The sequence below is a fragment of the Micromonospora rhizosphaerae genome (genome assembly GCF_900091465.1).
Lineage (GTDB): Bacteria > Actinomycetota > Actinomycetes > Mycobacteriales > Micromonosporaceae > Micromonospora > Micromonospora rhizosphaerae.
Genome location: NZ_FMHV01000002.1, coordinates 2,777,267 through 2,800,692, shown reverse-complemented (window position 1 = coordinate 2,800,692; position 23,426 = coordinate 2,777,267). Strand labels below are relative to the sequence as shown.

The window sequence follows — 23,426 nt, the reverse complement described above, 5'->3', positions numbered from 1 at the left end:
GGCGATCCGCTACAGGATCGACGCGCCCTTGTATCCCTTCACGAAGGTGTCGATCTTCCCCGCCGCGTCGGCGGCGGCCCCCGCGGGGTCCGCGCCGTTGAGCATGGTCGCCTGGAGAGCGTCGGAAACCGCCTTGTAGACCTCGGGCGTGTAGCGCGGCTCGCCGCGGCCGCCCGGGGCCACCTGCTCCATGAAGACCTTCAGCGCGGGCTTCTCGAAGGCACCGGCCTTGGTCGCGGCGTCCCGTACCGACTTGCGCGCCGGGATGTTGGTCTTTACCACGGTGTTCCACTGGCGCATCCGCTCGACGCCGTCGGCGTCGGTCGAGCCGAGCGCCCAGGCGATGAACTTGGCCGCCGCCTCCGGGTTGCCGCCCTTGGCGTTGGCCACGAACGCCCAGCCACCCAGGTCAGTGGTGTAGGTGCCGCCGGCGGGGACCGGCAGCGGGAAGACGCCGTACTTGACGTTCTTGGCGTCGGTCTCCATCTGCGAGACCGACCAGATCCCGCTCTGCTGCATGGCGCAGTAGCCGGCGCCGAGGTGCGCGGGCAGGTTTCCGCCGCCCTCGGCCTTGGTCTTCTTCGGTGCGGCGCCGGACTTGACCGCGTCCTGCCAGAACCCGAGCGCCTTGTGCACGGCCTCGGTGTTGAAGCCTGGCTTGCCGTTCTCCGGAATCGCCGAGCCGCCACCCATCCACATGAACGGGTACCAGGTGAAGTTCTGGTAGTAGCCGGGAGCGGTCTCGAACATGACCCCGAACCGCTTCGGGTTGGTCAGCTTGCCGGCCACGTCGAGCAGCGCGTCCCACGTCTTGGGGAGGTCGGCCTCGGACAGACCCGCCCTCTCGAAGGCGTCCACGCTGTAGTACATGGCCAGCGGTTCGACCTCCATCGGCAGCCCGTAGACCTTGCCGTTCACCTTGCGGGTGTCCAGCACCCCGTCAGTGAAGTCGGAGATCGCGTCCCCGCCCAGGTGGGGGGTGAGGTCGGTGAGCACCTTGCCGTTGTAGTACCGCAAGAAGTCACCGGGGCTGATGATGAAGATGTCCGGGCCCTTGCCGGAGGAGAATGCGGTCTGCAGGGCGGTGCCGCCCAGGTATTCGGTGACCGGCAGGTAGTGCAGCTTGATCTTGACGTCGTTGTTCTTGTTCCACTGGTCGACCAGGTCGACGAACCACTTGCTCTGCGGGTTGCCGTCCGGGTTGGGGCCGTAGAAGTTCCAGAACGTCAGCTCCTTGGCGTCGCCACCGCCGCTGCTGCCGCCACACGCCGACAGCAGCGGCGTGGAGCCGAGCAGGGTGGCGCCGACCAGGCCGCCGCCGATGCCGCGCAGGAGCGAGCGGCGGCTGAGCTGAGCCGGAGGCCGGGACGGAGTCCAAGAAGGAAGGTCCGAGCGAAACATATGCAACGCCTCTCTCTGGTGTGGGGGATGCACCGCGGACCGGGGCCTGTGGCAGGCCCTTTGCTGCGCCAACGGGAGGTGGTGGGGTAGGCGAGCAATCGATTTCTCAGCAATGTACGAGGCTTGCCAGGATCGCGTCAACCCTTCCCGCCCCTCGGCCTCCGGCAGCGGAGCCGGCGGGCTGGGGAACGCCTGCTGGCGGCCCGTCGGGGAAGGGCCGGGTCACGGCGAAAGGACCGGGGCCGGTTCCACGGGTCGGCGGGGCGACCACGGAGGTTGGGCTGATCATGCCCGCCTGGGCCCGCCGGGCGCCAGCCGGGTGTGTCCGCCTCCGCCGCCGCTGAGCCCGCCGCCCGTCTCACGGTAGCGGCACGTCATGCGGCCGGTCGGGGGCTGGCGCCGCGGCTGCTCCCGGTCCGCCACGCCAGTCGCCCCTCGGCTTGGAAATCGATTACCGAGCCGTAGAATGACGGTGGCGAGCCCGAGTGGTCACCGCTGTCGTCACCGCGGGTCGGCGATCGCCAGCGTCGACAGACGTCAGGACAGGAGACCGATGACGACAATCTACGACGTGGCGCGGCATGCCCAGGTATCGCCGGCGACCGTGTCGCGGGTGCTGAACGGGCGGGCTTCCGTCGATCCCGTCATGGCCGAGCGGGTCCAGCAGGCGATGCGGGAGCTCAGCTACCGACCGAACGCCGTGGCCCGCAACCTCCGGCTGAACCAGACAAGTCTCTGGGCGGTCATCATTTCCGACATCGGCAACCCCTTCTTCACGTCCATGGTCCGGGGGGTCGAGGACGTCGCGCAGAAAGCCGGCTTCTCCGTGGCGCTGTGCAACAGCGACGAGGACCCGGAGAAGGAATCCCGTTATGTCGCCGCGGCGCTGGCCCAGCGGATGGCCGGCGTCATCATCTCCACCTCGGGCCGGGCGAGCGTGATCAACAAACTCGTCGAGGCGGAGATCCCGGTCGTCGCGATCGACCGACAACTACGCGGCGTGAACCTGGACACCGTGCTCGTCGACAACACTCACGGGGCGGAGATGGCCACCGCTCATCTCCTCGACGGCGGGTACCGCCGGGTCGCCTGCATCACCGGTCCGCGCCGAATCTCGACCGCCGCGGAGCGGCTGCGCGGTTACCAGCAGGCGTTGCGGTCGCGTGGCATCCGGCCGGCAGACCGCCTGATCCGGTTCGCCGACTTCCGGGAAGAGGGCGGATACCAGGCGATGGCGTCGCTGCTGGACGAGACGGAGCCGCCGGACGCGGTCTTCGCCACGAACAACCTGATGACCGTCGGCGCCATGGAGTGCCTGGTCGACCGCGGGGTCGAGGTGCCGGCGCGGTTCGGCGTCGTCGGGTTCGACGACATCCCCTGGGCACACCTGGTCAAGCCGTCCCTGACCACCGTCTCGCAGCCCACGTACGACGTCGGCCGGACGGCCGCGCTGCTGCTTACCGAACGCATCACGAACCCGACAAAAACCCCATCGACCGTCACCCTCCGTACCGGGCTTCAGGTACGGGAGAGCTCCAGCCGGCCGAGCTGAGGCCCACACGCGTCCCGGGTCGGGGTCGTGCTCGTTCTTCGGCCCGGGTGTGGGAACGAAGATCGTCCCCACACCCCGCCGGAACGGTCGATGATCAGAGATTCAGCCGAGGACCTGCTCGTTCACCGCACCGCACAGGTGCACCCGCACGCCGAGCTCGGCGAACATCGCCGCCTTCGCGCGCAGCGCGCGATCCGCGGTGGCGGCGTCCGGCGCGTAGGCCACGTTGACGTGGTTGGCCTTGTGCCGGGCCATGAGCTGGTCGCGGCCGACCCCGTGCAGCACCGCGTGCATGATCGGCCACTGCGGGGTGGTGGCGGCCAGCCGCCGCTCGGTCTCCTCGGCGGGCAACTCGACAACCGTGCCGCGGCCCAGATCGACGTGCAGTACGCCGGCCATGATGAAGACCCGGGACCAGACGATCTCTCCCGGCTTGGACACGCCGCTCAGCGTGCCGCCGCCCAGGGGGAAGTACATCGGCGGCTGCCGCATGCTGTACGACTTGTCGTAGCCACCGTGGTGGGACGCCGGCACCGAACCGGAGATCTCGAACACCCAGACGAAATCGTCGCCGTACCGCTCCCCCCACCGGATGTCGTGCAGGGTGGTAGCCGGGTCGAGACCCATGGCGGTCCACAGGCGGTTGGTGATGAGCGAGTCGACGGCGACGCCTTCATCCACCTCGTTGAAGTGCGGGAGCGCCGCGCCCGCGTACAGTTCGCGGCTCCCGTCGCGGCTGAGCACCGGCGGGCGCTGGACGTTGTTCAGCAGCCCCTCGGCGAGGTCGCTCGCCGGCACCGTGTCCTTCAGACCCTGCTGATACTGGATGCCCACCGCGTCCAGGCCGTAGTCGTCGGCGAGGCGCAATGCGGCGATGTACATCTTGAACTGGGAGAGCAGTTGCTGCTCGGTGAGTTCGGTGGCTTCGTCGGTGCCGGTGTGGAAGGTCATGCCGGCCTCGTCCAGCCACCGGCGCACGGCGTACGCCTCCTCGTCGGAGACCCGCGCCATCTCGGCGACGAGCGTGCTCTGCGACAGGCGCTCCTTGTAGATGCCGAGCGGATTGATCAGTTCGTCATCGAAGATGGCGTTGTACATGCCCATGCAACCCTCGTCGAAGACGCCGATGACGGCCTTCTCCGTCGCCAACTGCACAGCCAGCGCCCGGCCGAGTTCGGTCTCGGGGCTGGCGGGGAGGGGAGGCAGGTCGCGTACGTGGCTCTCGTCGTGGACCAGCTCGCCGGTTTCCAGCCAGGTCTTCAGCCCTTCGCGCGCCCACTCGTCGGTGAAGTCCTCGCTCCACAGCACCGAGTACGGCACCCGCGCCTTGGTGAGGCTGCCCGCGAGGTTGAGCAGGCCCACCAGTCCGGGGAACTCTCCGCTCCAGTTCGCCACGATGAGGATGGGTCCCCGATGGCTGCGCAGCCCCGCCAGCACGTGGTGGCTGTACTGCCAGACCGCCTCCACGACGATGAGTGGCGCGTCCCTGGGAATCGCCTTGAAGACCTCGATCCCGGCCCGCTGGCTGTCGATGAAGCCGTGCCCCTTCTCCAGGCTGAACGGGTGACCGCGCTGAACCTGCCAGCCGAGCGCGTTGACCGCTGCGGTGAGATCGGCCTCGAGCTGTTCCTGAGTCGGCCAGCCGGTGACGTTCGCGCTCAGCCGGAGGTCGCCGCTGGCCACCGTGTAGACGGTCATCGGCGCGGCCGTCGGCGGCTCGGCCGGTACGGGCAGGGAGTAACTGGTCATGGGGTGACTCCTTCGCTGCATGGTTCTTCGAGCGCGGCGGGCTGGGGTTCGGCGGACAGGCGGGTCTGTCGGGCGGTGAGGACGTGCAGGACCGGCTTCGAGCCGTCGTACAGCTGGCGGTACAGCCCGTACAGCTCGTCGTAGTCGGCGGCGTACTCGGGTCGCGGTTCCCGGACTTCCTTGATCGGGTTCCACTCGTCGATCGAGACGTCCCGAACGGTCCGGGCGGCCAGAAAGGCTGCCCCGTAGCTCGCGCCGATGGTCTGCGACGGGATCAGCTGGACCCGCCCGGTGATGTCGGAGACGATCTGCGTCCAGAGCTTTCCCTGCGTGCCACCACCGACGGCGACGATGCGCCCGATGTCGCCGCCGGCGGCCTCCATGGTCTCGATGTTGTGGCGCACGCCGAGACCGGTCGCTTCGAGGGCCGCCCGGTACAGATCACCGCGGGTATGTGAAACGGTGAGGCCGGCGAGAATGCCGCGGGCGTCCGGATCCAGGATCGGGGTGCGCTCCCCAGCGAAGTAGGGCAGCATGAGCAACCCCCGGGCGCCGGGACCGGAGAGTTCGGCCAGCCGTAGCAGTTGGGGATAGTCGGGTGAGCCGAAGAGCTCGCGGAGCCATGCGGTGATCGCGCCGGACGTCGCCATGCCCCCGGCGAGATTGCGCGTCCCGGGAAGCGCACCGACGGTTCCCCACAGCGACGGGCTGGCCAACCGGGTCGGGACCGTGTGGATCAGGAACATCGTCGTGCCGTACATGAGCATGAGGTCACCCACGCCCTGGGCGCCGACGCTGATCGCCTCCGACCAGGCGTCGATGGTGCCCACGATCACCGGTACGCCCGCCGGCAGCCCGGTCACCGACGCCGCCTCGGCCGTCACGCGGCCGGCCACGTCACCTGGCCAGTGCAGCGGAGGCAGCACCAGGTCGGGGGCGATCTGCGTGGCCCACGGCCGGTACCAGTCGCGGTTGTCGGTGTCGTACAGCGGTGTGCACTGGCTTGCGGAGTGCTGGTCGAGCACGTACTGATCGGTGAGCTTGAAGCCGAGCCAGGAGCTGGGCATGAAGACCCGGCGGGCACTCTGGAAGAGTTCCGGTTCGGCGTCGGCGACCCAGGCGATCTTCGCTCCGGCTGCCTGGGTGGAGAGGGCGGAGCCGCAGCGGCGCATGATCTCGTCCGCACCGAACCGCTCGTTCAGGCGGGCGATCTGCGGGGTCGAGCGGACGTCGACCCCGTACAGGATGGCGGGCCGCAGCGGGGTCCCGGCGTCGTCGGTGAGCAGCACGCAGGGACCCATGCCGCTCACCCCGACCGCGACCACGTGCGCGTCTCCGGGGGCCAGCAGTTCCTGGGCAAGGTCGACGAATTCCTGCCACCAGATCTCGGCGTCCATCTCGACCCAGCCGGGCCGCGGACGGTCCACCTCGTGTTCCCGGGTGGCCGAGCGGACCACGCGGCCGTCGAGGTCGACGAGTACGCCCTTACTGCTCGACGTACCGATATCTATGCCGACGACTGCCGCTACGCCCATGCCGCCACGATCTCAGAAATCGATTTCTCGGTCAAGCATGAACGTCGAGGTTCTCGGGAAGGACGACGTAGCTTGCTGGCTGAGCCGCGGACCGGCCGGTGCTGCCGTCAGCGACGCGCCTCGACCGCCAGCAGGCCCTGCGCCTGCACGACGGAGACCGACAGGGTCTTGTAGCCGACATCGTCGAAGAGCACCGTCATGCGGTCCTTTTCGTACCCGAGGACCATGCCTGATCCCCATTTGGCGTGTCGCACCGTGCTGTGCAGTGGGTACGGGCCGTCGTCCGGGAGCACCTCAGAGGTGCCGCCGTGGCAGCTGTCGCAGTGCCCGCAGGGGCGGCTCAACTGCTCGCCGAAGTAGCCGAGCAGCGACTGCATCCGGCAGCCCCGGCCCTCGGCGAAGCGCCGCATCATGTCGGTGCGCGAACGCTGCCCGGCCTGGTAGCGGGCGTACTCGGCCAGCGCCTCCCGGGCGGCCTGATCGGGCAGGGGCGAATACCGGGCGACGCTGAGCTCGCCCCGTGGCCCCGTCGCCACCGCACCGATCTGCTCGAGCAGACTGATGTGGCCGGCCAACTTGCGCGGGCCCAGGCCGGTGGCCTGTGCCAGCGCGGTGCGCGTCTTCGGGCCGCCGTGCAGGGCCGCCGCGACCGCTCGCAGCTCTGCCAGGTCAGGTGCGCCCCCGGTGAAGAAGCGTTGCAGGGCGATGTCCTCGGCTCGGTAGAGCAGCAACGCCCGGGCCGGCTCTCCGTCGCGCCCGGCCCGGCCGATTTCCTGCAGGTAGCTGTCGGGTGAGTCGGGCAGCGCGACATGGGCCACCCAGCGGATGTTCGGCTTGTCGATGCCCATGCCGAACGCCGACGTGGCGACCATGATCGGAACCCGGTCGGCGAGGAAGTCTTCGTGGCGACGGTGACGCACCCCCGCCGCCATCCCGCCGTGGTAGGCCTGCGCGGGGAAACCCGCGTCGGACAGCCGTTCGGCCAGTTCCGCGGCGGCGCGCCGGGTCGGCACATACACGATGCCGGGCCGGCTGGCCTCCTCGAGCAGGGCGAGCAGCTTGCGCCAGCGGTAGTCCTCGCTGGGGCAGTGCGTGGCCGCCACGAAGAGGTTCGGCCGGTCCAGTCCGGACAGCACGAGCCGCGGCTTGCGCATGCCTAGCCGCGCGGTGATGTCCTCGCGCACCGGCGGCGATGCGGTGGCGGTCAGCGCCACGACCGGCGGTCGGCCCAGGTCGCGAATGAGGTGGCCGATACTCAGGTAGTCAGGGCGGAAATCGTGTCCCCACGACGAGATGCAGTGGGCCTCGTCGACCGCCACCAGCGCCGGACGCAGCGCGCGGACCTCGGCCAGCCGCCCCGGCGAACTGAGCTGCTCCGGCGTGATGAACAGGAACTTCGCGGCACCCGAGCGCAGCTCGGCCAGGGCCGCCGCCTGCTTGCTGGGGCTCTCCGCGGAGCTGATCCGAACCGCCCGCAGGGCCGGATCGCCCCGCTCGTTGAGGTTGCCGATCTGGTCCTGCTGCAACGCCAGCAGCGGTGAGATCACCACCGTGGGACCGCGCAGCAGCGTGGCCGGAACCTGGTATACGGCAGACTTCCCGCCCCCGGTGGGCAGCACCACGAGCGCGTCACGGCCCGCCAGCAGCGCGCGCATCGCGCGTAGTTGCGCCGGGCGCAGCTTCTGCCAGCCGAAGTGTCTACGGGCGGCACGGCGCAGCCGCAGCGAGCGAAACATGAACATCATCGCCGGGCATGCTAACCAACTGCACAGACCGGCTTAAGATCATCCCGCTGCCGTCACTCCGAGTCGACATCTCGTCACGAGATCGATTCATGTAACAACGATGTCGGGTGCATCGCCGATGATGTCGGGAGGCTGGGGCAAGCGGCTTCCCGGCCCGGGCGGCACCTCCCCCACCCCACGAGGAGAGCCCCGCCCGGGCCCCGACTCCCGTGAGGAGGCAGCATGAGCCAACACCCACCGCAACCTTCGCCACCTGAATGGACACCAGGCGGCGCCAGCGCGGGGTCGGCTCCACCACCCGGCTGGAACCTGCCATACCCGCCCGCCCCACGAGCCTCAGGGCACCGCCCAGTGGTGGCCGTACGCCCTCTTCGGCGGCGTCACGCTCCTCGTTGGCTGCATCGCCCTGGTGGTCGTCGCCCTCGGCAGATAGGAGTCTCGTGCTCGGACCGGTGCCCCTCCCGGTCAGGGCGCCGCGCCGATGCTCAACGCCTTGAGCATGACCACCGCCACGAGGAGCGCCAGGAGTGCCACCGCCACGGCCGCCTGCACGAGGCCGCGGCGCTGCTGCGGCGCGTACGCCATCCCCACGGCCGCGGCACCGCCGACAAGCAGGCCGCCGAGATGGCCCTGCCACGCCGTGAACCCCGCGGAGACCACCATCCACACCGTCAACCAGATGATCATCCGAGTCCGGTCGAGCGGCTCGTAACGCAGGCGACGGCTGACCACGTAGTAGCACGCCGCCAGGCCGTAGGTCGCCCCCGAGGCGCCGATCGCGCCCTCGGTCGGCGCGATCAGGAAGAACAGCACCGAGCCGCCGAGCGCCGCGAGCAGGTACACGGCGAGGAAGCGCGCCATGCCCAGCCGCTCCTCCAGGATCCGCCCGAGCAACCAGAGCCAGTACATGTTGAACAGGATGTGCGTGATCCCGAAGAAGCCCTGGGTCGGCAGAGTGTGCAGGAAGACCGAGGTGATCAGGCGGTACCACTCGCCGTGCGCGATGCCGACGTACTGGTAGCCGTCGTAGCTGCCGCCGTCGTCCAGGAAGTACCGGCCGCTGTCATCCACCAACCCCGTGCCCAGGTTGTCGAACTGGTCGACGATCGACGGCCGCACCAGCTCGACCAGGTAGACCAGAACGTTCAGCGCGATCAGCACGTACGTCACCACGGGCTGGCTGACGGCGCGGCCGCCGAAGACCGTACGTGACTGCCGGATCGTGCGGTTCTCGTCGCGGACGCACTCCGGGCAGCGGAAGCCGACGGGCGCCTCCCGCATGCAGTCGGGGCAGATGGAGCGGTCACAACGGGTGCACCGCACGTACGTCTCCCGGCGCGGGTGCCGGAAGCAGGTGGTGTTCGCCTCGGACGGCGGCTGCTCGGTGTTCAGCGTGTCCATCAGGTGGTGCCCCCGGTCGTGGGAGGTCTGGCGTGACGACGGCCTGGGTTCGCGTCGGCGGCTGGGATACCGCCGCCGGACGCGTCAGCCGCGTCATGGTAGCGGTCAGGACCCACGCACGCGGCCCCGTTCCGGCCGATGCGTCCACCCGATCGATCAGGGGCAATGGCGTCCCAGCGCGGGCGCGACCTCGCGCTGCTCGAAGCGCGCTGGGAACGCGACTCGTCGCTTCGGCGGCTGGTCAGACATCGACGGCCAGGCGGACCGTCACCAGGTCGCCCACCTCAAGCCCTTCGGCCTTCCGCACCCACGCCTTCACCGGCACGATGTACCGCCCATCCTTCGGAAACAGCGACGTCTTCCACCGGGTTCCCCCGATCTGTGCCGTGGCCGGAATCATGCCCCAGCCGTAGGTCACGAGCGCGGCAGCCGCTGCCAACTCACCGCACTCCTCCTCGGGCGCGGTGATGAAGTGCCACGGCGCCGGGCCCTTCCAGAACCACATCTCGCCGCGGAACTCCAGGTTCATTCGATCAGGATAGGAGCCAACCAGCTCCAGCAGACACGCCCCACGGCCCGGCAGCCGGCGATCGGAATGTCGACGGCCGTCAGCTGGCGCGATTCAGCCCGCGCCTGCTGTTGCGTACCCGGCCGTTCTCCACCTGTACGCGATGACCGTCCTCGCCGAGCATCCGGCGCGCGGCCTCGAGCCCGGTCAGCGCCGACCCATAGGCGGCAACCTCGCGCTGGAAATGCTCGACCTTGGAGTACCAGAACTTGAGCTCGGGGTTCATCGTCTTGGCGCTTATGTAGTTGACGATGTCGGCCTCGGGTGTGATGCCCTGGCGCGCGTAGCAGCGGTCGAAGCGCGCCTTGGTCCGCTCGTACCTCCCGGTCATCGCGGCCAGGCTGGCCTCGGCCTCCAGCAGCCTGGCCTGCAGATACAGCACGTACTTCGGGGGAATCGCCGGGACGGCGAGCGCCGGACGGGGCGCGGGCAAAGCGGACATGGCGCTCACCGGGCCGGGCGAACGACGGGACCGTGCCGCTTGCGGGAAGGCCATACTCCCGCCAGCCCAATCCACCGACTAATGAAACCACCCTGGAATAGCATGATCGGCCGCCCTCCTTCATTCGCTGCAAATCACGCCGCACCGCCAGCGGGTCAGGGCGGGTGGGAACCCGTGGAGCCAGTCGGGAAGACACCGCCCCTACCCGTCCCGGCGCAGTGATGTCCTTCTACCCGCCGCGACGGCTGAATATGCCTGGCGCGGGTGGAGGTGCGCTCCCGAGAGGTTCCAGCAGCGCTGGCGGTCGGCTGTCTGTCCGCTGTCCGCGCCCGCCGAGCCGGCCGCGATGCGGTCAGTGACCGGCCAGAGCACGGACAGGCCGACCCACGACGCTCCTCGTGTCACACCGATTCCCGACCGAGGAGGTCAGCGTGCACCTCATCGTCACGCCCGAACCCCCTCCTTCTCACAATCCGAGGACGAACTCATGACACAACAAGCCATACGTTCCCGCCGCGCCGCGGCAACCGAGCAGCGGCATCAACCAGCCGCCTCCGCCCCGTCGTCGGTGCCGTCACACACTGACGACGCACAGTCGCCTCGCCACCCGTGGACCACTCTGGGACTGATGCTGCTGGCGCAATTCATGGTGATTCTCGACGTCAGTGTCGTGAACGTCGCCCTGCCCACCATCGGGCGCGCACTCGACTTCAGCTCCGGCGACTACCAGTGGGCCATCAGCGCCTATGTCCTGTTCAGCGGAGGTCTGCTGCTGTTCGGTGGACGGCTGGCCGACCTGATGGACCGCCGTGGAGTCTTCCTGACCGGCCTGGTCGTCTTCACCGCAGCGTCCCTGGCCAGCGGGCTGGCGACATCCGCCCTCATGCTGATCCTGTCGCGAGCGGCACAGGGCGCCGGCGCCGCCATGCTCACACCAGCCGCTCTGTCGATCATCATGACCACGTACCGCGGCCGGCAACGCGGGGCTGCGCTGGCGGTCTGGGGAGCCATCGGGAGTACGGGCATCGCCGCGGGTGTCCTGTTCGGCGGTCTGCTCACCAGCTTCCTCGGCTGGCAGGCCGTGTTCTTCATCAACGTCCCCATCGGCGTCCTGGTCGCGGCGCTGACCTGGCGCGTTGTCCCGGCGGGCACCACCGCACCCGCCAGCCGGCGGCGCCTGGACGCCCCCGGCGCCGTGACCCTGGTCAGCGGCCTGGTCCTTCTCGTGTACGCGATCGAAGGCACCCACACTCACGGGTGGGACTCGATGCGCACGGGGCTGCTGCTGGGCGCCTCGGTCGTGCTGCTCGCCGTGTTCGGGATGATCGAGCGGAAGACCGCCGCTCCGCTGGTGCCACCGCACGCGTGGAAGATCCGGTCGCTGATCTCGGCCTCCACCGTCATGGCCGGGGTCACCGGAGTGGTCGTCGGTGCGATCTTCCTCAGCTCGCTGTACCTGCAGCGGGTCGTCGGATTGTCAGCCGTGCAGACCGGTCTGGCGTTCCTGCCGCTCGCGGCGGTGATCACCGGCACCGCGGCGGTCGCGTCGAAGCTGCTCGGTCGGGTCAGCTCCCGCACCATGATCGCGTTCGGGCTTGTCGTCATGGGCGCTGGCGCCCTGCTGTTGGCCAGCAGCGAAGGCGGCCAGTCATACCTCGCCGATGTGCTGCCGGGCTTCCTTGTGCTGGGTGCCGGGGTCGGCCCCATGTTCGTGGCCATCTCCGTCGCCGCCATGAGCGACGTGCCGCCAACCGAGTCGGGACTGGCGTCCGGGCTCATGATGACGGGGCATGAAGTAGGTGCGGCCCTCGGTGTCGCCATCCTTACGGCCGTTGGCGGTGACCTGACATCACGAGCCGGCCTCATCGCGGCCTACCCGCGGGCGTTCGACGGCGTCCTGATGATCCTCGGCGCGCTGCTGGTGGTCACGCTCATCGCGGTCCCGAACCGGACGGGCTCGGACGCGGGTCACGCGACGCCGCACCACTGAGACCTGACGACTCGAGGGTTTGTCAGCCGCAGAACCGCGGCTGACAAACCCTCGTGAGAGTCGTGGCGAGGCGGCACCAACCACCGCAGCGCCACCCGCAGGGGCAGCCGTTCGACGGGCGCCCTAGTGGATGACGGCGGGTGCCTTCGCCTGCTGGTCGTCGAGCAGGTGCGACGGCTGGCGGCGGCGGGGCAGGAACGCGGCCGGGATGAACGTGGCCAGCACGAGCACGAACCCCACCCAGTACGTAGTGGCGAACGAGCTGGCCGCGAAGTCGAGCCCGCGCTCGATGAGCGACGGATCGATGGGGAACTGCTGGGTCAGCTCCGGGCGCTGCTGGGTGGCGATGGCCAGCCCGGCCTCGGTGACCGGCCTGCCGCTCGGATCCGCCAGACCGGGGATCGGCCGGGAGCCGTTCAGTTCGTTGGTGAGGATCACCGACATCACCGCGGCGCCGACGGAGCCGCCGATCTGCTGAAGGATGTTGACCAGCGTGGAGCCGCGGGCCACCTCCTGGGCGTGCAGGGTCTTCAGCGCGGAAGTCATGATCGGCATCATCGTGCCGCCCATGCCCAGGCCCATGACGAACAGCGACCCGCAGAGCAGCCAGTACGAGGTGTGCGGGTCGATCTGGGTGAAGGTGAAGAACCCGAGGGCGATGAGCGCCAGCGCGAACGGCACCGTGCGACCGACGGGCACCCGGTCCGCCAGCATCCCGGCGACCGGCATTGTGATCATCGCGCCGATGCCCTGCGGCGCCATCAGCAGGCCGGCGGCCAGCGTCGACTCGCCGCGGACCTGCAGGAAGTAGCTCGGGAACAGCAGGCCGGCGCCCATGAACGCGATGATGAACACGAACAGGGTCACCGCCGCGATGGTCAGGTTGCGGTTGGCGAACAGCCGCAGGTCGAGCAACGGGTGCCGAGGCTTGAACGAGTAGAGGACGAACCCCACCACGAGCGCGGCGCCGATCAGCATGGGCACCCACACCTCGGCGTCGGCGAACGTGCCGGCCTCGGGCAGCGAGGACACCCCGTAGAGGAACAGGGCGAGCCCCGGCGAGAGCATCAGCATGCCGAGGAAGTCGAACGACTCCGACGGCTCGGGGTTGTCCTTCGGCAGTGCCAGCAGGGCGTAGACGAGCGCGACGGCACCGATCGGCAGGTTGATCAGGAAGATCCAGTGCCAACTCGCCGTGTCGATCAGCCAGCCGCCGAGGATCGGGCCGCCGATCGGCCCGAGCAGCATTGGGATGCCGAGGACGGCCATCAACCGGCCGATCCGGTTCGGCCCAGCCGCCCGAGTCATGATCGTCATGCCCAGCGGCATGAGCATGCCGCCGCCGAGGCCCTGCAGGACGCGGAAGCCGATCAACTGCCCGATCGTGTCGGCGGTGGCGCACAGCCCGGACCCGATCGTGAACAGCGCCAGTGCGATCATGTAGAGGCGCTTGGTGCCGAATCGGTCGGCGGCCCACCCACTCAGCGGGATCACCGTGGCCAGTGCGAGCGTATAGCCGGTCATCGTCCACGCGACTCGGGCGTAGGACGCGTCGAACTCGCTCTGAAACGTCGGCAGCGCGACACTGACCACCGTCACGTCGAGGATCGACATGATCGCACCGAGAACGACGACCCCCGCCACCTTGAGAACCGCGGCGTCGAGCTTGTCCGGTGTCGCGACAGGTTGCTGGGTCACAGAAACTCTCCTGAAGTCGGTTCGGCCGCGGACGGTGGGCGGCGCCGCGCCTACCGGGCGCGGGGCGTCACCCGAACGCGACGTCCGCAGGCAGACTAACTACCGGCGCCGACACTTGGCGCTCGGTTTACCGCACCGCCCCTCCACGCCCGGAGCGCCGGTTCCGCAGGCCAGGATTCGATGGAGGATCCCGGCTGGCCCGGGAGCTACCCATTGTCGCCCGCCCGCTGGGCCGCCATCCGCTTTTTGTGGCCGGCCGTGACCCGCCACCAGAGGAACATCAACGCGCCGGTGAGCACCTGGGGCACAAAGGTCCCCGCGCGCCACACGAGGTCTGCGGCGAGAGCCTGGCTGCCGGTGGCACCGAAGGCAGTCAGCAAGCCGGTGAGGCCGGCGTCTACGGTGCCCAGACCGCCGGTGGTCACGGGAATGAATGACACGATCACCGCGAACGAGTAGGCCGCCAGCGACTCCGGCCACGTCACCCCGAAGCTGACATGGTCGCCTTTCTCGAGGCCTCGCTGTGTGAGGAACAAGATCGACCACGAGGTCAACTGCGGGATCAGGGTCGAACCGACCACGGCCGGCCACCGGGTCTTCATGACCTCGACCACGGCAGCCCGGAAGTCGAGTACCTTCCCAGTGAGGTTGACGGTCCGGCCGTGAAGCAGACGCTGCGCGGGCGCGTTGACGAGCCGGTCTGCCGTGCGCCCCACCCTGCGGGCTCCGCCCTCGCTATGCAGGATCGCCGCGAAAGCGGCCACGGCAATGCCGACGCCACAGACTCCGACGACTGCGATCAGGAGAAAGTGCCACCTCACCTCGCCACTGATCAGCAGCGCCAGGACGCCCACGACCGGCATGACGAGCGTGGCGAAGACGTTGAAAACGGTTGAGATCGCAGTCGCACTCGCGGCCGCGCCGGTGCCGAACCGGTAGGACCCCAGCATGTCGTACTCCACCCCGAGGCCGATGACGCCGCCGGCCGGTACCGCATTGCTGAAGGCGAACGAGGTCTGGCCCACCACGAAGGCCGGTCCGTAGCGGAGCCCGGGCAGCGCGGCCTGAAGCGGCCACGCGGCGACCGCGATGTTGACCACGGCCGCCGCGACGAGCGCGACGAGGTAGACGGTTGGCATCCGCTGGATCGAGGACCACGCCTGAGAGTAGTTCGCGAATCTCGGGAAGACGCCGACGAACACAGCCACGAGGACCACGATGGTGACGGCGGACAGGATCAGCGCCCGCCAGAGACGCCTGCCGCGCCGCACAGAGACGCCCCGGCCCGGACCTCCCCCGCCTGCGGCTGCCTTCGGCGAGTCCGACGTCATGGGCCCGATCGCCGCGGCGGCACAGCTACCAAGGTCTGACTCCTCGCTCGCTTCCGATTCAGGGCCTCCTCGCCAGTGTCGCTGACGTGACGGCCCCGTTTGACCGCTTCCGCCCACGGCTGCGCATTCTTGCGCTCCGCTGGGTGGCGAAGGGCTTCAGGGGTACCCGGCGGCTCCGCGGGGCCGACCTGCCCGTACCCACAGCCGTAGTTGAGGATCACGAGCGCGATCAAGCCCAGGACCAGGCACATCGTCGGCAGGAGCAGCGACAGGTAGCCGTTCGGTGCCCGCAGCGCGGCTTCGATGGCGTACGCCACCGAGGAAACCGGGTCGGCCATGCCCGCCGTCACCATCCGGCTAGGGTCTGTTGCGAAAGTCGCTGGTCACGGGCCTTTCGACCGTGTTTCCATGCCGCAGTGAAGAGCGAGAGCGTGTCCGGCGCGGACGTACCCCCGAGTGCCCGACAGCGGACTGACCGCGACCTCAGTGACTGTGTGCGGGTGCTGACAGAGGTCCATGAGCACGACGGCTATCCGGTGAACTGGCCCGACCTCCCGGGGGCATGGCTCACGCCGCCATCGCTCATTGCCTCGTGGGTGGCGGAACTGGACGGCCGCATTGCCGGCCATATTGGCCTGGCTCGGAGCGACGTGGGAGACGCGGCACCTGGGCTGTGGAGCGCTCGTGCAGGGGTAAGTATCGACGCGACCGCCGTGGTCAACCGGCTGTTCGTCGCTCCGTGGGCTCGCGGCCACGGGATCGGTGTGCTGCTGATGGCGCAGGCTGTCACAGAAGCACAGGATCGCGGCTTGCATCCGGTGCTCGACGTGGTGGCTTCTGACACTGCGGCGGCAGCTTTGTACGAGCGACTCGGCTGGCAACTGCTGGCCACAGTCGAACAGCAGTGGAGTGCGGAGCAGAAGGTGGCCGTCCGGTGTTATGCGGCGGCAACCTGACGGTGGTACCCCTGGTCACAGCCACTCGTTGAGGACTGCGATCAGCACGGTCGCCTCGTAGCGGACGGCGAGCTTGTCGTATCTCGTGGCTACGGCCCGGTGGCGCTTGAGGCGATTGATACCGCACTCGACCGCGTGGCGCTCGCGGTAGTCGGTCTTGTCGAACTTCGGCGGCCGACCACCGCGAGAGCCGAGCGTCTGCCGGTTGCGAACGCGGTCCGCAGGGACTGGGATCGTCGCCTTGGTACCGCGTCGGCGCAGGTAGGAGCGGTTCCTGCGGGAGTCGTACGCCTTGTCCGCCCGCACACGGTCCGGTCGCTTGCGCGGCCGCCCCAGACCCAGCCTCGGCACCCGGATCGCTTCCAGAACTCTTTCGAACTGCGGGGTCACCCCACTGACCCGCCGTGATCACCACGGACAGCGGCTTCTGCCGCTGCTCGACTGCCAGCTGGATCTTGCTGCTCAGCCCGCCCCGGGACCGACCGAGCCCGTGGTCGGCCGGCTCGACGAAAACCCCGCCGGGCGGCTCCTTCTGGAGATCCCCTTTTCGCTCCAAGCCGAGGCGGACGCGAAGGACCTGATCACCTGGGACGTGAACGAACCTTTCGGGCACGTCCCGCCACGGGGCGCCGGTCCGGGTCCGCCACCGTATGCCGTCTATCAACTGCCGCCGCGTCCACACCGGCGACGGTCCGCCTCGATGCCCTCGGCAGCAACGGCGCCAGCCGAGTCCACTGGCCGTTCGTCAGATCCCCACGTCCCACAGAACGTGATCATTCACGGCCAAGATCCACCTTCCCAACAGACCCTAGCCGGAAGTGTCACCCACGTCCCGCGACGGTCTGGTCACGGACGTCCTGAGACCCGACATCGCCGGCAGATCGCTGTCCGGTCTCGGGACCTGCCGGCAGAACGCGGTGCCGCAGCGCAGGTCTGAGGCCGGCGACGGCAAGCTGCGCCTCCTCCGCAGGCCGCATCGCGAACCGAGTCTCGTGACCTGTGAACCCAAGATTGCGCGACATCACCGGCCCGGCAGAGGTCCTACTGTTTCCAATAGATGGAGAACACGTGCAGCGTCTCGGTTCCGTCGTTGCGTACCTGGTGCGGAACCTTGGTGTCGAAGGCCACCACATCGCCGGCACGGATGCCTCTACTCTGATCGGCCCAGTGGACCTGACCCTCGCCCGTGACGACGAGCCATACCTCGCGAGAAACATGAACATCGAGGTCATTGGCTGTTCCAGGGGCGACCGACCAGCGCGCGATCTCGAACGGGGCAGGAGCCTGGGCGGAGAACGGAAGGGTGCCGGACTCCACCGGCCCGCCTTCCGAAAACGTGTACCAAGGCTCGAAGGTCACCGGTCCACTTGTTGGGCTTGATCCACCGGAGATAACGGTCATGGGTTGATCCTCTCGGCCGCGCCGGCACAAATCTCGCGGCTTCCAGACCTGGTGTTACGCCGCGTCGCCGGTCAGTGCAGTTGGGACCGGGCGGTGGGTGCCAGTGTCAACTGCTGCGGGGCAGACGCGAGGCGGGTCAACAGCTCCGGGAGCACCTCCTCGTTCCACCGCTCCGAGCGCGCCAAGCCGTCGAGGTAAGCGCGGTGATGGGCCGGACTGCCGAGGCGGGCGAACCAGACGAAGACGTTTTCCCCGGTGCGCACCGGCAACCTCGGGAACGTGTTCGGTGCGGGCTCGGTCTCCAAGCATGCCAGCGGGTGGGCGCCCAATTCCGCCATCACCGGCGCGACGTGGTCGTCGAAGAACCGGACGAACTCGTCGTCCACGGCAGCATCCCGGTAATAGAGTGTCGCGACCACGCGGGAGTCGGGGGTTTCGGTGGCGCCGAGCGGGGGCCGGGGTCCGATCGGCGGCGGAAATCCGGACCCGGCTCGCACGGGCCGCAGCAGCAGGGCGTTCGAAGAGTCGACCATGGTGGCGTTGGCCGCGGGACCGTGCGCCTTCCACACCGGGCCTTCGAGATAGAAGGCCGTCAGCGCCGCGGCGCGCGAGTCCATGTCCGGGAAGGCGCGCAACCATACGAAGCGATCGGGGTCGTTCACGTCCCGGAACTGTCCGATGATCTGCATCCCGACGGCCTCCTGGCTTTCCACGAATTCCTGGTCGAACAGGTCGATCAGGACGTCTCGCTGGCCGGAGTGCAGGGTGTACTGCCTGAGTTCGACGACGGTCATCTCTCCTCCTCTGGCCTCACCCTGGCATCTATTGATCATGTCCAGCGAGTGGCAGGACTGACGACGAGCGCAAAATTACTGCCGTACGCTTGCCGCCGTGAGCCCTGGTTCCGTCGCTGTGGCCGTGATCGACGACATGCCCCTGTACGAGTTGGCCATAGCCTGCGAGGTGTTCGGCGGGGAATGGCCGGATCTTGCTGACCCCTGGTATGACCTGCGGCTGTGCGCGCTGCGGCCGGGCGTCACTCGCACCGAGTCCGGGTTCGTGCTCGACACCCGCCACGCGCTGGCGGACCTGGCCGGCGCGGATACCGTCATCATCCCGGCCGTGCCGTACGGGTGCCTGAAGTCCGACCGCCCCCTGCCCACCGAGCTGATCGAGGCGGTGCGCGAGGCCAGTGCCGCAGGCGCGCGGATGGTGTCGCTGTGCAGCGGGGCGTTCGTGCTGGCCGCCAGCGGACTCCTCGACGGCCGGCGGGCGACCACCCACTGGCTACACGCCGCCACTCTGGCCCGGCGACACCCTCAGGTGCAGGTCGACGCCTCGGTCCTGTACGTAGACGACGGCGACGTGCTGACCAGCGCCGGTCGCAGCGGCGGCCTGGATCTGTGTCTGCATCTCGTTCGCCGCGACCTCGGCGCGTACGTGGCCAACCAGGTGGCCCGCCGCATGGTGGTTCCCGCGCACCGGCCGGGCGGCCAGTCACAGTACATCGACCTGTCCGTGCCCGACACCGACGACGGCGGCCTCGGCCCGGTGCTGCAGTGGGCCGCCGAAAACCTCGACCGGCCGTTGACCGTGGCCGACTTGGCCAGGCAGGCCAACATGAGTTCCCGCACGTTCGTCCGACACTTCCACGCCGCCACCGGCACGACGCCACTGCAGTGGCTGCTGAACCAGCGCCTCGCCCATGCCCAGAGCCTGCTGGAATCGACGAACCTGTCGATCGAACAGATCAGTGAACGCAGCGGACTGGGAACCGCGGCAAACCTCCGCCGCCATTTCAGCATCAACGTCGGCGTGACGCCCACCGACTACCGGCGCGCATACCGGTTCGGCCCGAGCAACGCCGCCATGACCTGACCCAACCGGTACCGATCTGCACTAGCGAGCAGGCGCGCACCGGCTGGGCACCCTCGGAGCCGCCGAGTGAGCGTCCGCGACTCGCCGAGCTGGGTCCCAGAGTCGAGCAGATCCTTCGCTTGGCTGAGGAGCAGGCTGAGAACCACCGGAACAAGGCCATGCGCGAAGCCGAACGCACGCTGTCGGAAGCCCGGTCAGAGGCTCGCGTCATCTTGGACCAGGCACGCGCTGACGCGGCCGGGTTGACGACAAGGGCCTCGAAGCCCGAGGTCGACCGGAGTTCGTCCGAGAAGTGAGCATCCCGACTGTCCTTGCAGGCTCGGCCAACTCCTGCCCCAAGGTGACCATCACCGGCGGTCAGCCGGTGCGCCCCCGCAGCATGGGCCGGGTCAACCGCCCGCCCATGGCGTCCCCGACCACCACCCCGACCAACACCAGCACGACGAGGGTGGTGACCAGCACCGGGGGCCAGCCGCCCACCCACGGTGCCGCGGCCGCCAGCACCAGCAGCCAGGGCATCCGATGCCACGGGAACATGCCGGCGATCCGATAGGTGAACAGGCTGCGCCCGAGCAGGAACAGCGCGGGCCCGCCGAAGATCAGCGCGGTCCAGCGCGCCGGTGTGTCGCCGGTGGGCCGGTCGAGGACCAGGTCGAAACCGGCGGCGGTGCAGACGACGCCGGCCAGCATCACCAGGTGGGTGTACGGTGCCAGCCGTGCCAGCCGCCGGCGCATCTGTGCGGACCACGACATCCGCAGGATGGAACCGGTCCCCAGGACGTAGATCTGCCAGAGCAGCAGCATCGTGACGAAGGCGGCCAGGAAGGCGGCCAGCCGTGCGTGGGTGAACTCCGCGGTGCTGATCTCCAGGGTCGGTAACAGGATGATGTCGCCGAGCGCCAGGATGACGAACTGCTGGTACCGCTCACCCAGGTGCTCGGTCGTCTTCTCGTACTGTCCTACCGGCACCCGGCCGAGCCAGGGCGTGGGATAGCGCGCCGCAGCCGCGACGTAGTCGATCGCCACCGCGACGGTCCAGAGCGTCCATCGCGGCGCGTCCGGCAGCAGCGCCCCGCCGATCCAGAAGACGCCGGAGACCAGGAACCAGAAGAGAAAGCGCGCCGCACGCTCCTCGGCCTGATGCCGCTGCTTGTGCAACACGCTCACCAGCACCAGACCCCGCACCACGTGCGGGGTCACGTAACCGACCGCGAAGATCAGCGCGTGCGCCGCGGCGGCCAGCGCCGCCGCCATCACCACGGCACCGAACATGGTCACCATCAGGATGGCCCGGATCGGACGCTGATCAGGGTCGTAGAAGTCGGTGGTGGTCGAGGTGACCGACCAGGTCCACCAGACCGCCATCAGCATGAGCACGACCCGCCGGACGCCGGCCCACGAGTCCTGCTCGGCGATCAGCATCGAGGTCAGCGCCAGGGCGGCCACGAAGACGACGTCGAACAGCAGCTCCAACAGAGTGGCCCGGGTCGACCCGCTCGGCCGGCGCACCAGCTCGGTGCTGCCTCCGGTCGTCATGCCCAGCCTCCAGCCGCCCGTCCCACCCGGACGCGGGCGACGCCGCCACCGCATTGCGAGCCGGCCGCCGGCGTACGGCCTCCTGGGCGCTGCACCCTCGAGAATTATCGGTGCCGCCGGGGTGGCCCGTCCCCGAATCGGCGATTCCGGCCGTCGGCCGGATTGCCGGGATCGAACCGGGCGACGGCCGGCGATACAACTGCTGGTCACCGCGACCATGCTTGGCAGCTGGGTCGTCGAGCCCCTGGTCGCCCAGGCCGATGAACCCGATCGCAGGTTGCGCCGTGGTCGTGCTCATGAGGCAATGCGGTTCAGCTCGGTCAGCGCGTCCTCGGGGAGGGTCAGCTCAGCAGCGGAGACGTTCTGGCGCAGGTGCGTAACGGATGAGGTGCCGGGGATGAGCAGGATGTTCGGGGAGCGCTGTAGCAGCCACGCCAGCGCGACGGCCATCGGTGTGGTGCCGAGGCGGGTGGCGACCGCGTTCAGTTCCTCGGACTGCAGTGGGGAGAAGCCGCCGAGCGGGAAGTAGGGCACGTAGGCGATGCCCAGTACGGCGAGAGAGTCGATCAGGTCGTCGTCGTCCCGGTTTGCGATGTTGTAGAAGTTCTGCACACACACGATCGGCGCGATGGACTGTGCTTCGGCGATCTGCTCGTCGTTGACGGTGCTGAGACCGAGATGCTTGATCAGTCCCTCCTGCTGCAGCTGCGCGAGCACGCTGAACGGCTCGGCGATCGAGCCGGGAGTGGGCCGGTCGAACCCGCCGACGCGCAGGTTGACGACGTCCAGTGCGTCGAGTCCGAGGTGCTTCAGGTTGTCGTGCACGGCCTGGCGCAGCTGCTCGGGAGCGAGCGCGGGCAGCCAGTTCCCCTCGGCGTCTCGGAGCGATCCGACCTTCGTCACGAGGTGCAGATCGTCCGGGTAGGGGTGCAGGGCCTCCCTGATCAGCTCATTGGTGACGATGGGCCCGTAGAAGTCGGCGGTGTCGATGTGGTTGATGCCCAGGCGCACGACCTCGCGCAGTACGGCCACGGCAGCGTCGGGGTCCGCCGGTGGGCCGAAGACGTGCGGGCCGGCCAGCTGCATCGCGCCGTATCCCATGCGGGTGACCGTCAGATCCTCGGCCATCGTGTACGTGCCGCCGGGCGGTCTGGTCGATGTCACGATAATTCCTCTCATTGTTGTTGTAAGCCCATCATGCTTCCCGCCGACGCGGCCGCCTAACCGCGGCGGCGTCAGCAGGTGATGGCTTCACTCTCCGCCACGCGGCGCGTAACAGGCTGAGCCCCGGCGATCCTGGGAGTCGCAGGGACAGGCAGACCACGATCCGCGCGGTTACCGTCGGTTAAGTGAGCGACACCAACCTGCTCGGTGACTACCTCCGGGCCCGCCGTGAACTCGTCCATCCGGAAAGCGTCGGCCTGCCTGCCGGCGGGGTGCGACGCGTCCCCGGATTGCGGCGTGAAGAGGTCGCCATGCTCGCCGGGATCAGCTCCGACTACTACCTGCGACTCGAGCAGGGCCGCGACCGCAATCCCTCGATTCAGGTCCTCGAGGCTCTCGCCCGCGTCCTGCGCCTCGACGACGCCGCAACCGATTACCTGCTGGGCCTGGCCACGCCACGGCCCCGTCACCGGCGACGCCGTCCCAGGCGAGAGACCGTACCGGCCAGCATCCGGCAATTGCTCGACGTCTTGGACCTACCGGCCTTCGTCGAGGGCCGCTACTTCGATGTCCTCGCCGCAAACAACCTCGCCCGCGCACTGTCACCCAACCTGCAGGTCGGCCAGAACCGGCTCCAAGCGGTGTTCCTCGACCCAGCCGAGCGCGCGATGTACCCGGACTGGGACCAGGCCAGCGCCGAACTGGTCGCCAGCTTCCGCGAGTCGGTGGGAAGCGATACGGACGACCCACGTTTCGTCCAGCTCGTCGGCGAACTATCCCTGTCCAGCGAACGGTTCCGACAGCTCTGGGCACGGCACGACGTTCGGTCTTGCGAAGGCATGCCCACCCGGATCCAACACCCTCAGGTCGGGGAGCTCACGCTCAGCCGCGAGAAGCTGGCCATCGGCGGCGCCAAGGATCAACTGCTCGTCATCTACCACGGCCAACCCGGCACGAGCAGCGCCGAAAAGCTGGCGCTACTAGCCTCCCTGGCCAGCCCGACCGCCACGTCTCGCCCGCGACGCGATGCACCCGCCAACGCCGCACCTGAAGAACCCGGACAGGTATAGAGATCGTCG

At 68.8% G+C, this 23,426-nt stretch carries 19 protein-coding genes and 2 pseudogenes; 6 read left to right on the top strand and 15 right to left on the bottom strand.

Translation table 11 applies throughout. From position 1 onward, the window contains the following. Nucleotides 1-9: 9 nt before the first annotated feature. Nucleotides 10-1,401 (bottom strand): ABC transporter substrate-binding protein, encoded by a 1,392-nt coding sequence (locus tag GA0070624_RS13530; RefSeq protein WP_091340993.1) that lies wholly within the window; start codon nucleotides 1,399-1,401, stop codon nucleotides 10-12. Between the two features lie 553 nt (nucleotides 1,402-1,954). Here GA0070624_RS13530 and GA0070624_RS13525 point away from each other — a divergent pair. Next, nucleotides 1,955-2,953, top strand: coding sequence for a LacI family DNA-binding transcriptional regulator (locus GA0070624_RS13525; RefSeq protein WP_091340991.1), 999 nt, complete (start codon nucleotides 1,955-1,957; stop codon nucleotides 2,951-2,953). Between the two features lie 102 nt (nucleotides 2,954-3,055). Here the strand turns inward: GA0070624_RS13525 and GA0070624_RS13520 are convergent, their stop codons facing one another. The 6 genes from GA0070624_RS13520 to GA0070624_RS13495 form a co-directional block, all read right to left on the bottom strand. Beyond that, on the bottom strand, nucleotides 3,056-4,702 hold the full coding sequence (locus GA0070624_RS13520) for a fucose isomerase (RefSeq protein WP_091340989.1): 1,647 nt from the start codon (nucleotides 4,700-4,702) through the stop codon (nucleotides 3,056-3,058). Beyond that, the gene (locus GA0070624_RS13515; protein ID WP_091340987.1) at nucleotides 4,699-6,237 is read right to left on the bottom strand and encodes an FGGY-family carbohydrate kinase; all 1,539 of its coding nucleotides are present in this window, start codon (nucleotides 6,235-6,237) and stop codon (nucleotides 4,699-4,701) included. The genes GA0070624_RS13520 and GA0070624_RS13515 overlap by 4 nt, the downstream gene beginning before the upstream one ends. 107 nt (nucleotides 6,238-6,344) lie before the next feature. After that, the gene (locus GA0070624_RS13510) at nucleotides 6,345-7,982 is read right to left on the bottom strand and encodes a RecQ family ATP-dependent DNA helicase (RefSeq protein ID WP_091340985.1); all 1,638 of its coding nucleotides are present in this window, start codon (nucleotides 7,980-7,982) and stop codon (nucleotides 6,345-6,347) included. A 465-nt stretch (nucleotides 7,983-8,447) separates the two neighbouring features. Then, nucleotides 8,448-9,383: a rhomboid family intramembrane serine protease gene (locus GA0070624_RS13505; protein WP_091340983.1), complete on the bottom strand. Its 936-nt coding sequence runs from the start codon at nucleotides 9,381-9,383 to the stop codon at nucleotides 8,448-8,450. A gap of 241 nt (nucleotides 9,384-9,624) precedes the next feature. After that, the gene (locus GA0070624_RS13500) at nucleotides 9,625-9,912 is read right to left on the bottom strand and encodes a DUF1905 domain-containing protein (RefSeq protein WP_091340981.1); all 288 of its coding nucleotides are present in this window, start codon (nucleotides 9,910-9,912) and stop codon (nucleotides 9,625-9,627) included. Nucleotides 9,913-9,991: 79 nt separating this feature from the next. Beyond that, a complete protein-coding gene (locus tag GA0070624_RS13495) occupies nucleotides 9,992-10,393 on the bottom strand; it encodes a hypothetical protein (RefSeq protein ID WP_091340979.1) in 402 nt (133 codons plus the stop codon). Nucleotides 10,394-11,021: 628 nt separating this feature from the next. Between GA0070624_RS13495 and GA0070624_RS13490 the strand changes: the two genes are divergently transcribed. After that, on the top strand, nucleotides 11,022-12,383 hold the full coding sequence (locus GA0070624_RS13490; RefSeq protein WP_218105153.1) for an MFS transporter: 1,362 nt from the start codon (nucleotides 11,022-11,024) through the stop codon (nucleotides 12,381-12,383). Between the two features lie 123 nt (nucleotides 12,384-12,506). Here the strand turns inward: GA0070624_RS13490 and GA0070624_RS13485 are convergent, their stop codons facing one another. From GA0070624_RS13485 to GA0070624_RS35255, 3 genes are all read right to left on the bottom strand, one after another. Further along, the gene (locus GA0070624_RS13485; protein WP_091340975.1) at nucleotides 12,507-14,081 is read right to left on the bottom strand and encodes a DHA2 family efflux MFS transporter permease subunit; all 1,575 of its coding nucleotides are present in this window, start codon (nucleotides 14,079-14,081) and stop codon (nucleotides 12,507-12,509) included. 206 nt (nucleotides 14,082-14,287) lie between these two features. Further along, nucleotides 14,288-15,289 carry a lysylphosphatidylglycerol synthase transmembrane domain-containing protein gene (locus GA0070624_RS13480; protein WP_176731681.1) on the bottom strand — a complete coding sequence of 334 codons (1,002 nt, stop codon included), beginning with the start codon at nucleotides 15,287-15,289 and terminating at the stop codon, nucleotides 14,288-14,290. Between the two features lie 119 nt (nucleotides 15,290-15,408). After that, nucleotides 15,409-15,765, bottom strand: a complete 357-nt coding sequence (locus tag GA0070624_RS35255; RefSeq protein ID WP_091340971.1) for a hypothetical protein — start codon at nucleotides 15,763-15,765, stop codon at nucleotides 15,409-15,411. A 147-nt stretch (nucleotides 15,766-15,912) separates the two neighbouring features. Between GA0070624_RS35255 and GA0070624_RS13470 the strand changes: the two genes are divergently transcribed. Further along, entirely contained in the window at nucleotides 15,913-16,368 is a 456-nt protein-coding gene (locus GA0070624_RS13470) for a GNAT family N-acetyltransferase (protein ID WP_218105152.1), read from the top strand. A gap of 15 nt (nucleotides 16,369-16,383) precedes the next feature. Here the strand turns inward: GA0070624_RS13470 and GA0070624_RS13465 are convergent. The 3 genes and pseudogenes from GA0070624_RS13465 to GA0070624_RS13455 form a co-directional block, all read right to left on the bottom strand. Then, nucleotides 16,384-17,132 (bottom strand): annotated as a pseudogene (locus GA0070624_RS13465) (IS5 family transposase). 277 nt (nucleotides 17,133-17,409) lie between these two features. After that, nucleotides 17,410-17,769, bottom strand: coding sequence for a cupin domain-containing protein (locus tag GA0070624_RS13460; RefSeq protein WP_091340966.1), 360 nt, complete (start codon nucleotides 17,767-17,769; stop codon nucleotides 17,410-17,412). A gap of 71 nt (nucleotides 17,770-17,840) precedes the next feature. Beyond that, nucleotides 17,841-18,563, bottom strand: a complete 723-nt coding sequence (locus tag GA0070624_RS13455; protein ID WP_176731680.1) for an NIPSNAP family protein — start codon at nucleotides 18,561-18,563, stop codon at nucleotides 17,841-17,843. 124 nt (nucleotides 18,564-18,687) lie between these two features. Here GA0070624_RS13455 and GA0070624_RS13450 point away from each other — a divergent pair, with 124 nt between their 5' ends. Beyond that, nucleotides 18,688-19,647: a GlxA family transcriptional regulator gene (locus GA0070624_RS13450; protein ID WP_281180971.1), complete on the top strand. Its 960-nt coding sequence runs from the start codon at nucleotides 18,688-18,690 to the stop codon at nucleotides 19,645-19,647. Between the two features lie 65 nt (nucleotides 19,648-19,712). Continuing rightward, a pseudogene (locus GA0070624_RS36825) lies at nucleotides 19,713-19,892 on the top strand (cell division protein DivIVA); the annotation flags it as partial. Between the two features lie 112 nt (nucleotides 19,893-20,004). Here the strand turns inward: GA0070624_RS36825 and GA0070624_RS13445 are convergent. Then, nucleotides 20,005-21,183 carry a low temperature requirement protein A gene (locus tag GA0070624_RS13445; protein WP_176731679.1) on the bottom strand — a complete coding sequence of 393 codons (1,179 nt, stop codon included), beginning with the start codon at nucleotides 21,181-21,183 and terminating at the stop codon, nucleotides 20,005-20,007. Between the two features lie 294 nt (nucleotides 21,184-21,477). Next, entirely contained in the window at nucleotides 21,478-22,347 is an 870-nt protein-coding gene (locus GA0070624_RS13440) for an aldo/keto reductase family oxidoreductase (RefSeq protein ID WP_281180970.1), read from the bottom strand. 185 nt (nucleotides 22,348-22,532) lie between these two features. Here GA0070624_RS13440 and GA0070624_RS13435 point away from each other — a divergent pair, with 185 nt between their 5' ends. Beyond that, entirely contained in the window at nucleotides 22,533-23,417 is an 885-nt protein-coding gene (locus GA0070624_RS13435) for a helix-turn-helix transcriptional regulator (RefSeq protein ID WP_091340955.1), read from the top strand. The last annotated feature ends 9 nt before the right edge of the window (nucleotides 23,418-23,426 follow it).

Coding starts and splice junctions, on each gene's coding strand:
- GA0070624_RS13530 (WP_091340993.1), bottom strand. CDS start 1,401: ATGTTTCGCTCGGACCTTCCTTCTTGGACTCCGTCCCGGCCTCCGGCT.
- GA0070624_RS13525 (WP_091340991.1), top strand. CDS start 1,955: ATGACGACAATCTACGACGTGGCGCGGCATGCCCAGGTATCGCCGGCG.
- GA0070624_RS13520 (WP_091340989.1), bottom strand. CDS start 4,702: ATGACCAGTTACTCCCTGCCCGTACCGGCCGAGCCGCCGACGGCCGCG.
- GA0070624_RS13515 (WP_091340987.1), bottom strand. CDS start 6,237: ATGGGCGTAGCGGCAGTCGTCGGCATAGATATCGGTACGTCGAGCAGT.
- GA0070624_RS13510 (WP_091340985.1), bottom strand. CDS start 7,982: ATGATGTTCATGTTTCGCTCGCTGCGGCTGCGCCGTGCCGCCCGTAGA.
- GA0070624_RS13505 (WP_091340983.1), bottom strand. CDS start 9,383: ATGGACACGCTGAACACCGAGCAGCCGCCGTCCGAGGCGAACACCACC.
- GA0070624_RS13500 (WP_091340981.1), bottom strand. CDS start 9,912: ATGAACCTGGAGTTCCGCGGCGAGATGTGGTTCTGGAAGGGCCCGGCG.
- GA0070624_RS13495 (WP_091340979.1), bottom strand. CDS start 10,393: ATGTCCGCTTTGCCCGCGCCCCGTCCGGCGCTCGCCGTCCCGGCGATT.
- GA0070624_RS13490 (WP_218105153.1), top strand. CDS start 11,022: ATGCTGCTGGCGCAATTCATGGTGATTCTCGACGTCAGTGTCGTGAAC.
- GA0070624_RS35255 (WP_091340971.1), bottom strand. CDS start 15,765: ATGGTGACGGCGGGCATGGCCGACCCGGTTTCCTCGGTGGCGTACGCC.
- GA0070624_RS13460 (WP_091340966.1), bottom strand. CDS start 17,769: ATGACCGTTATCTCCGGTGGATCAAGCCCAACAAGTGGACCGGTGACC.
- GA0070624_RS13455 (WP_176731680.1), bottom strand. CDS start 18,563: ATGACCGTCGTCGAACTCAGGCAGTACACCCTGCACTCCGGCCAGCGA.
- GA0070624_RS13445 (WP_176731679.1), bottom strand. CDS start 21,183: ATGACGACCGGAGGCAGCACCGAGCTGGTGCGCCGGCCGAGCGGGTCG.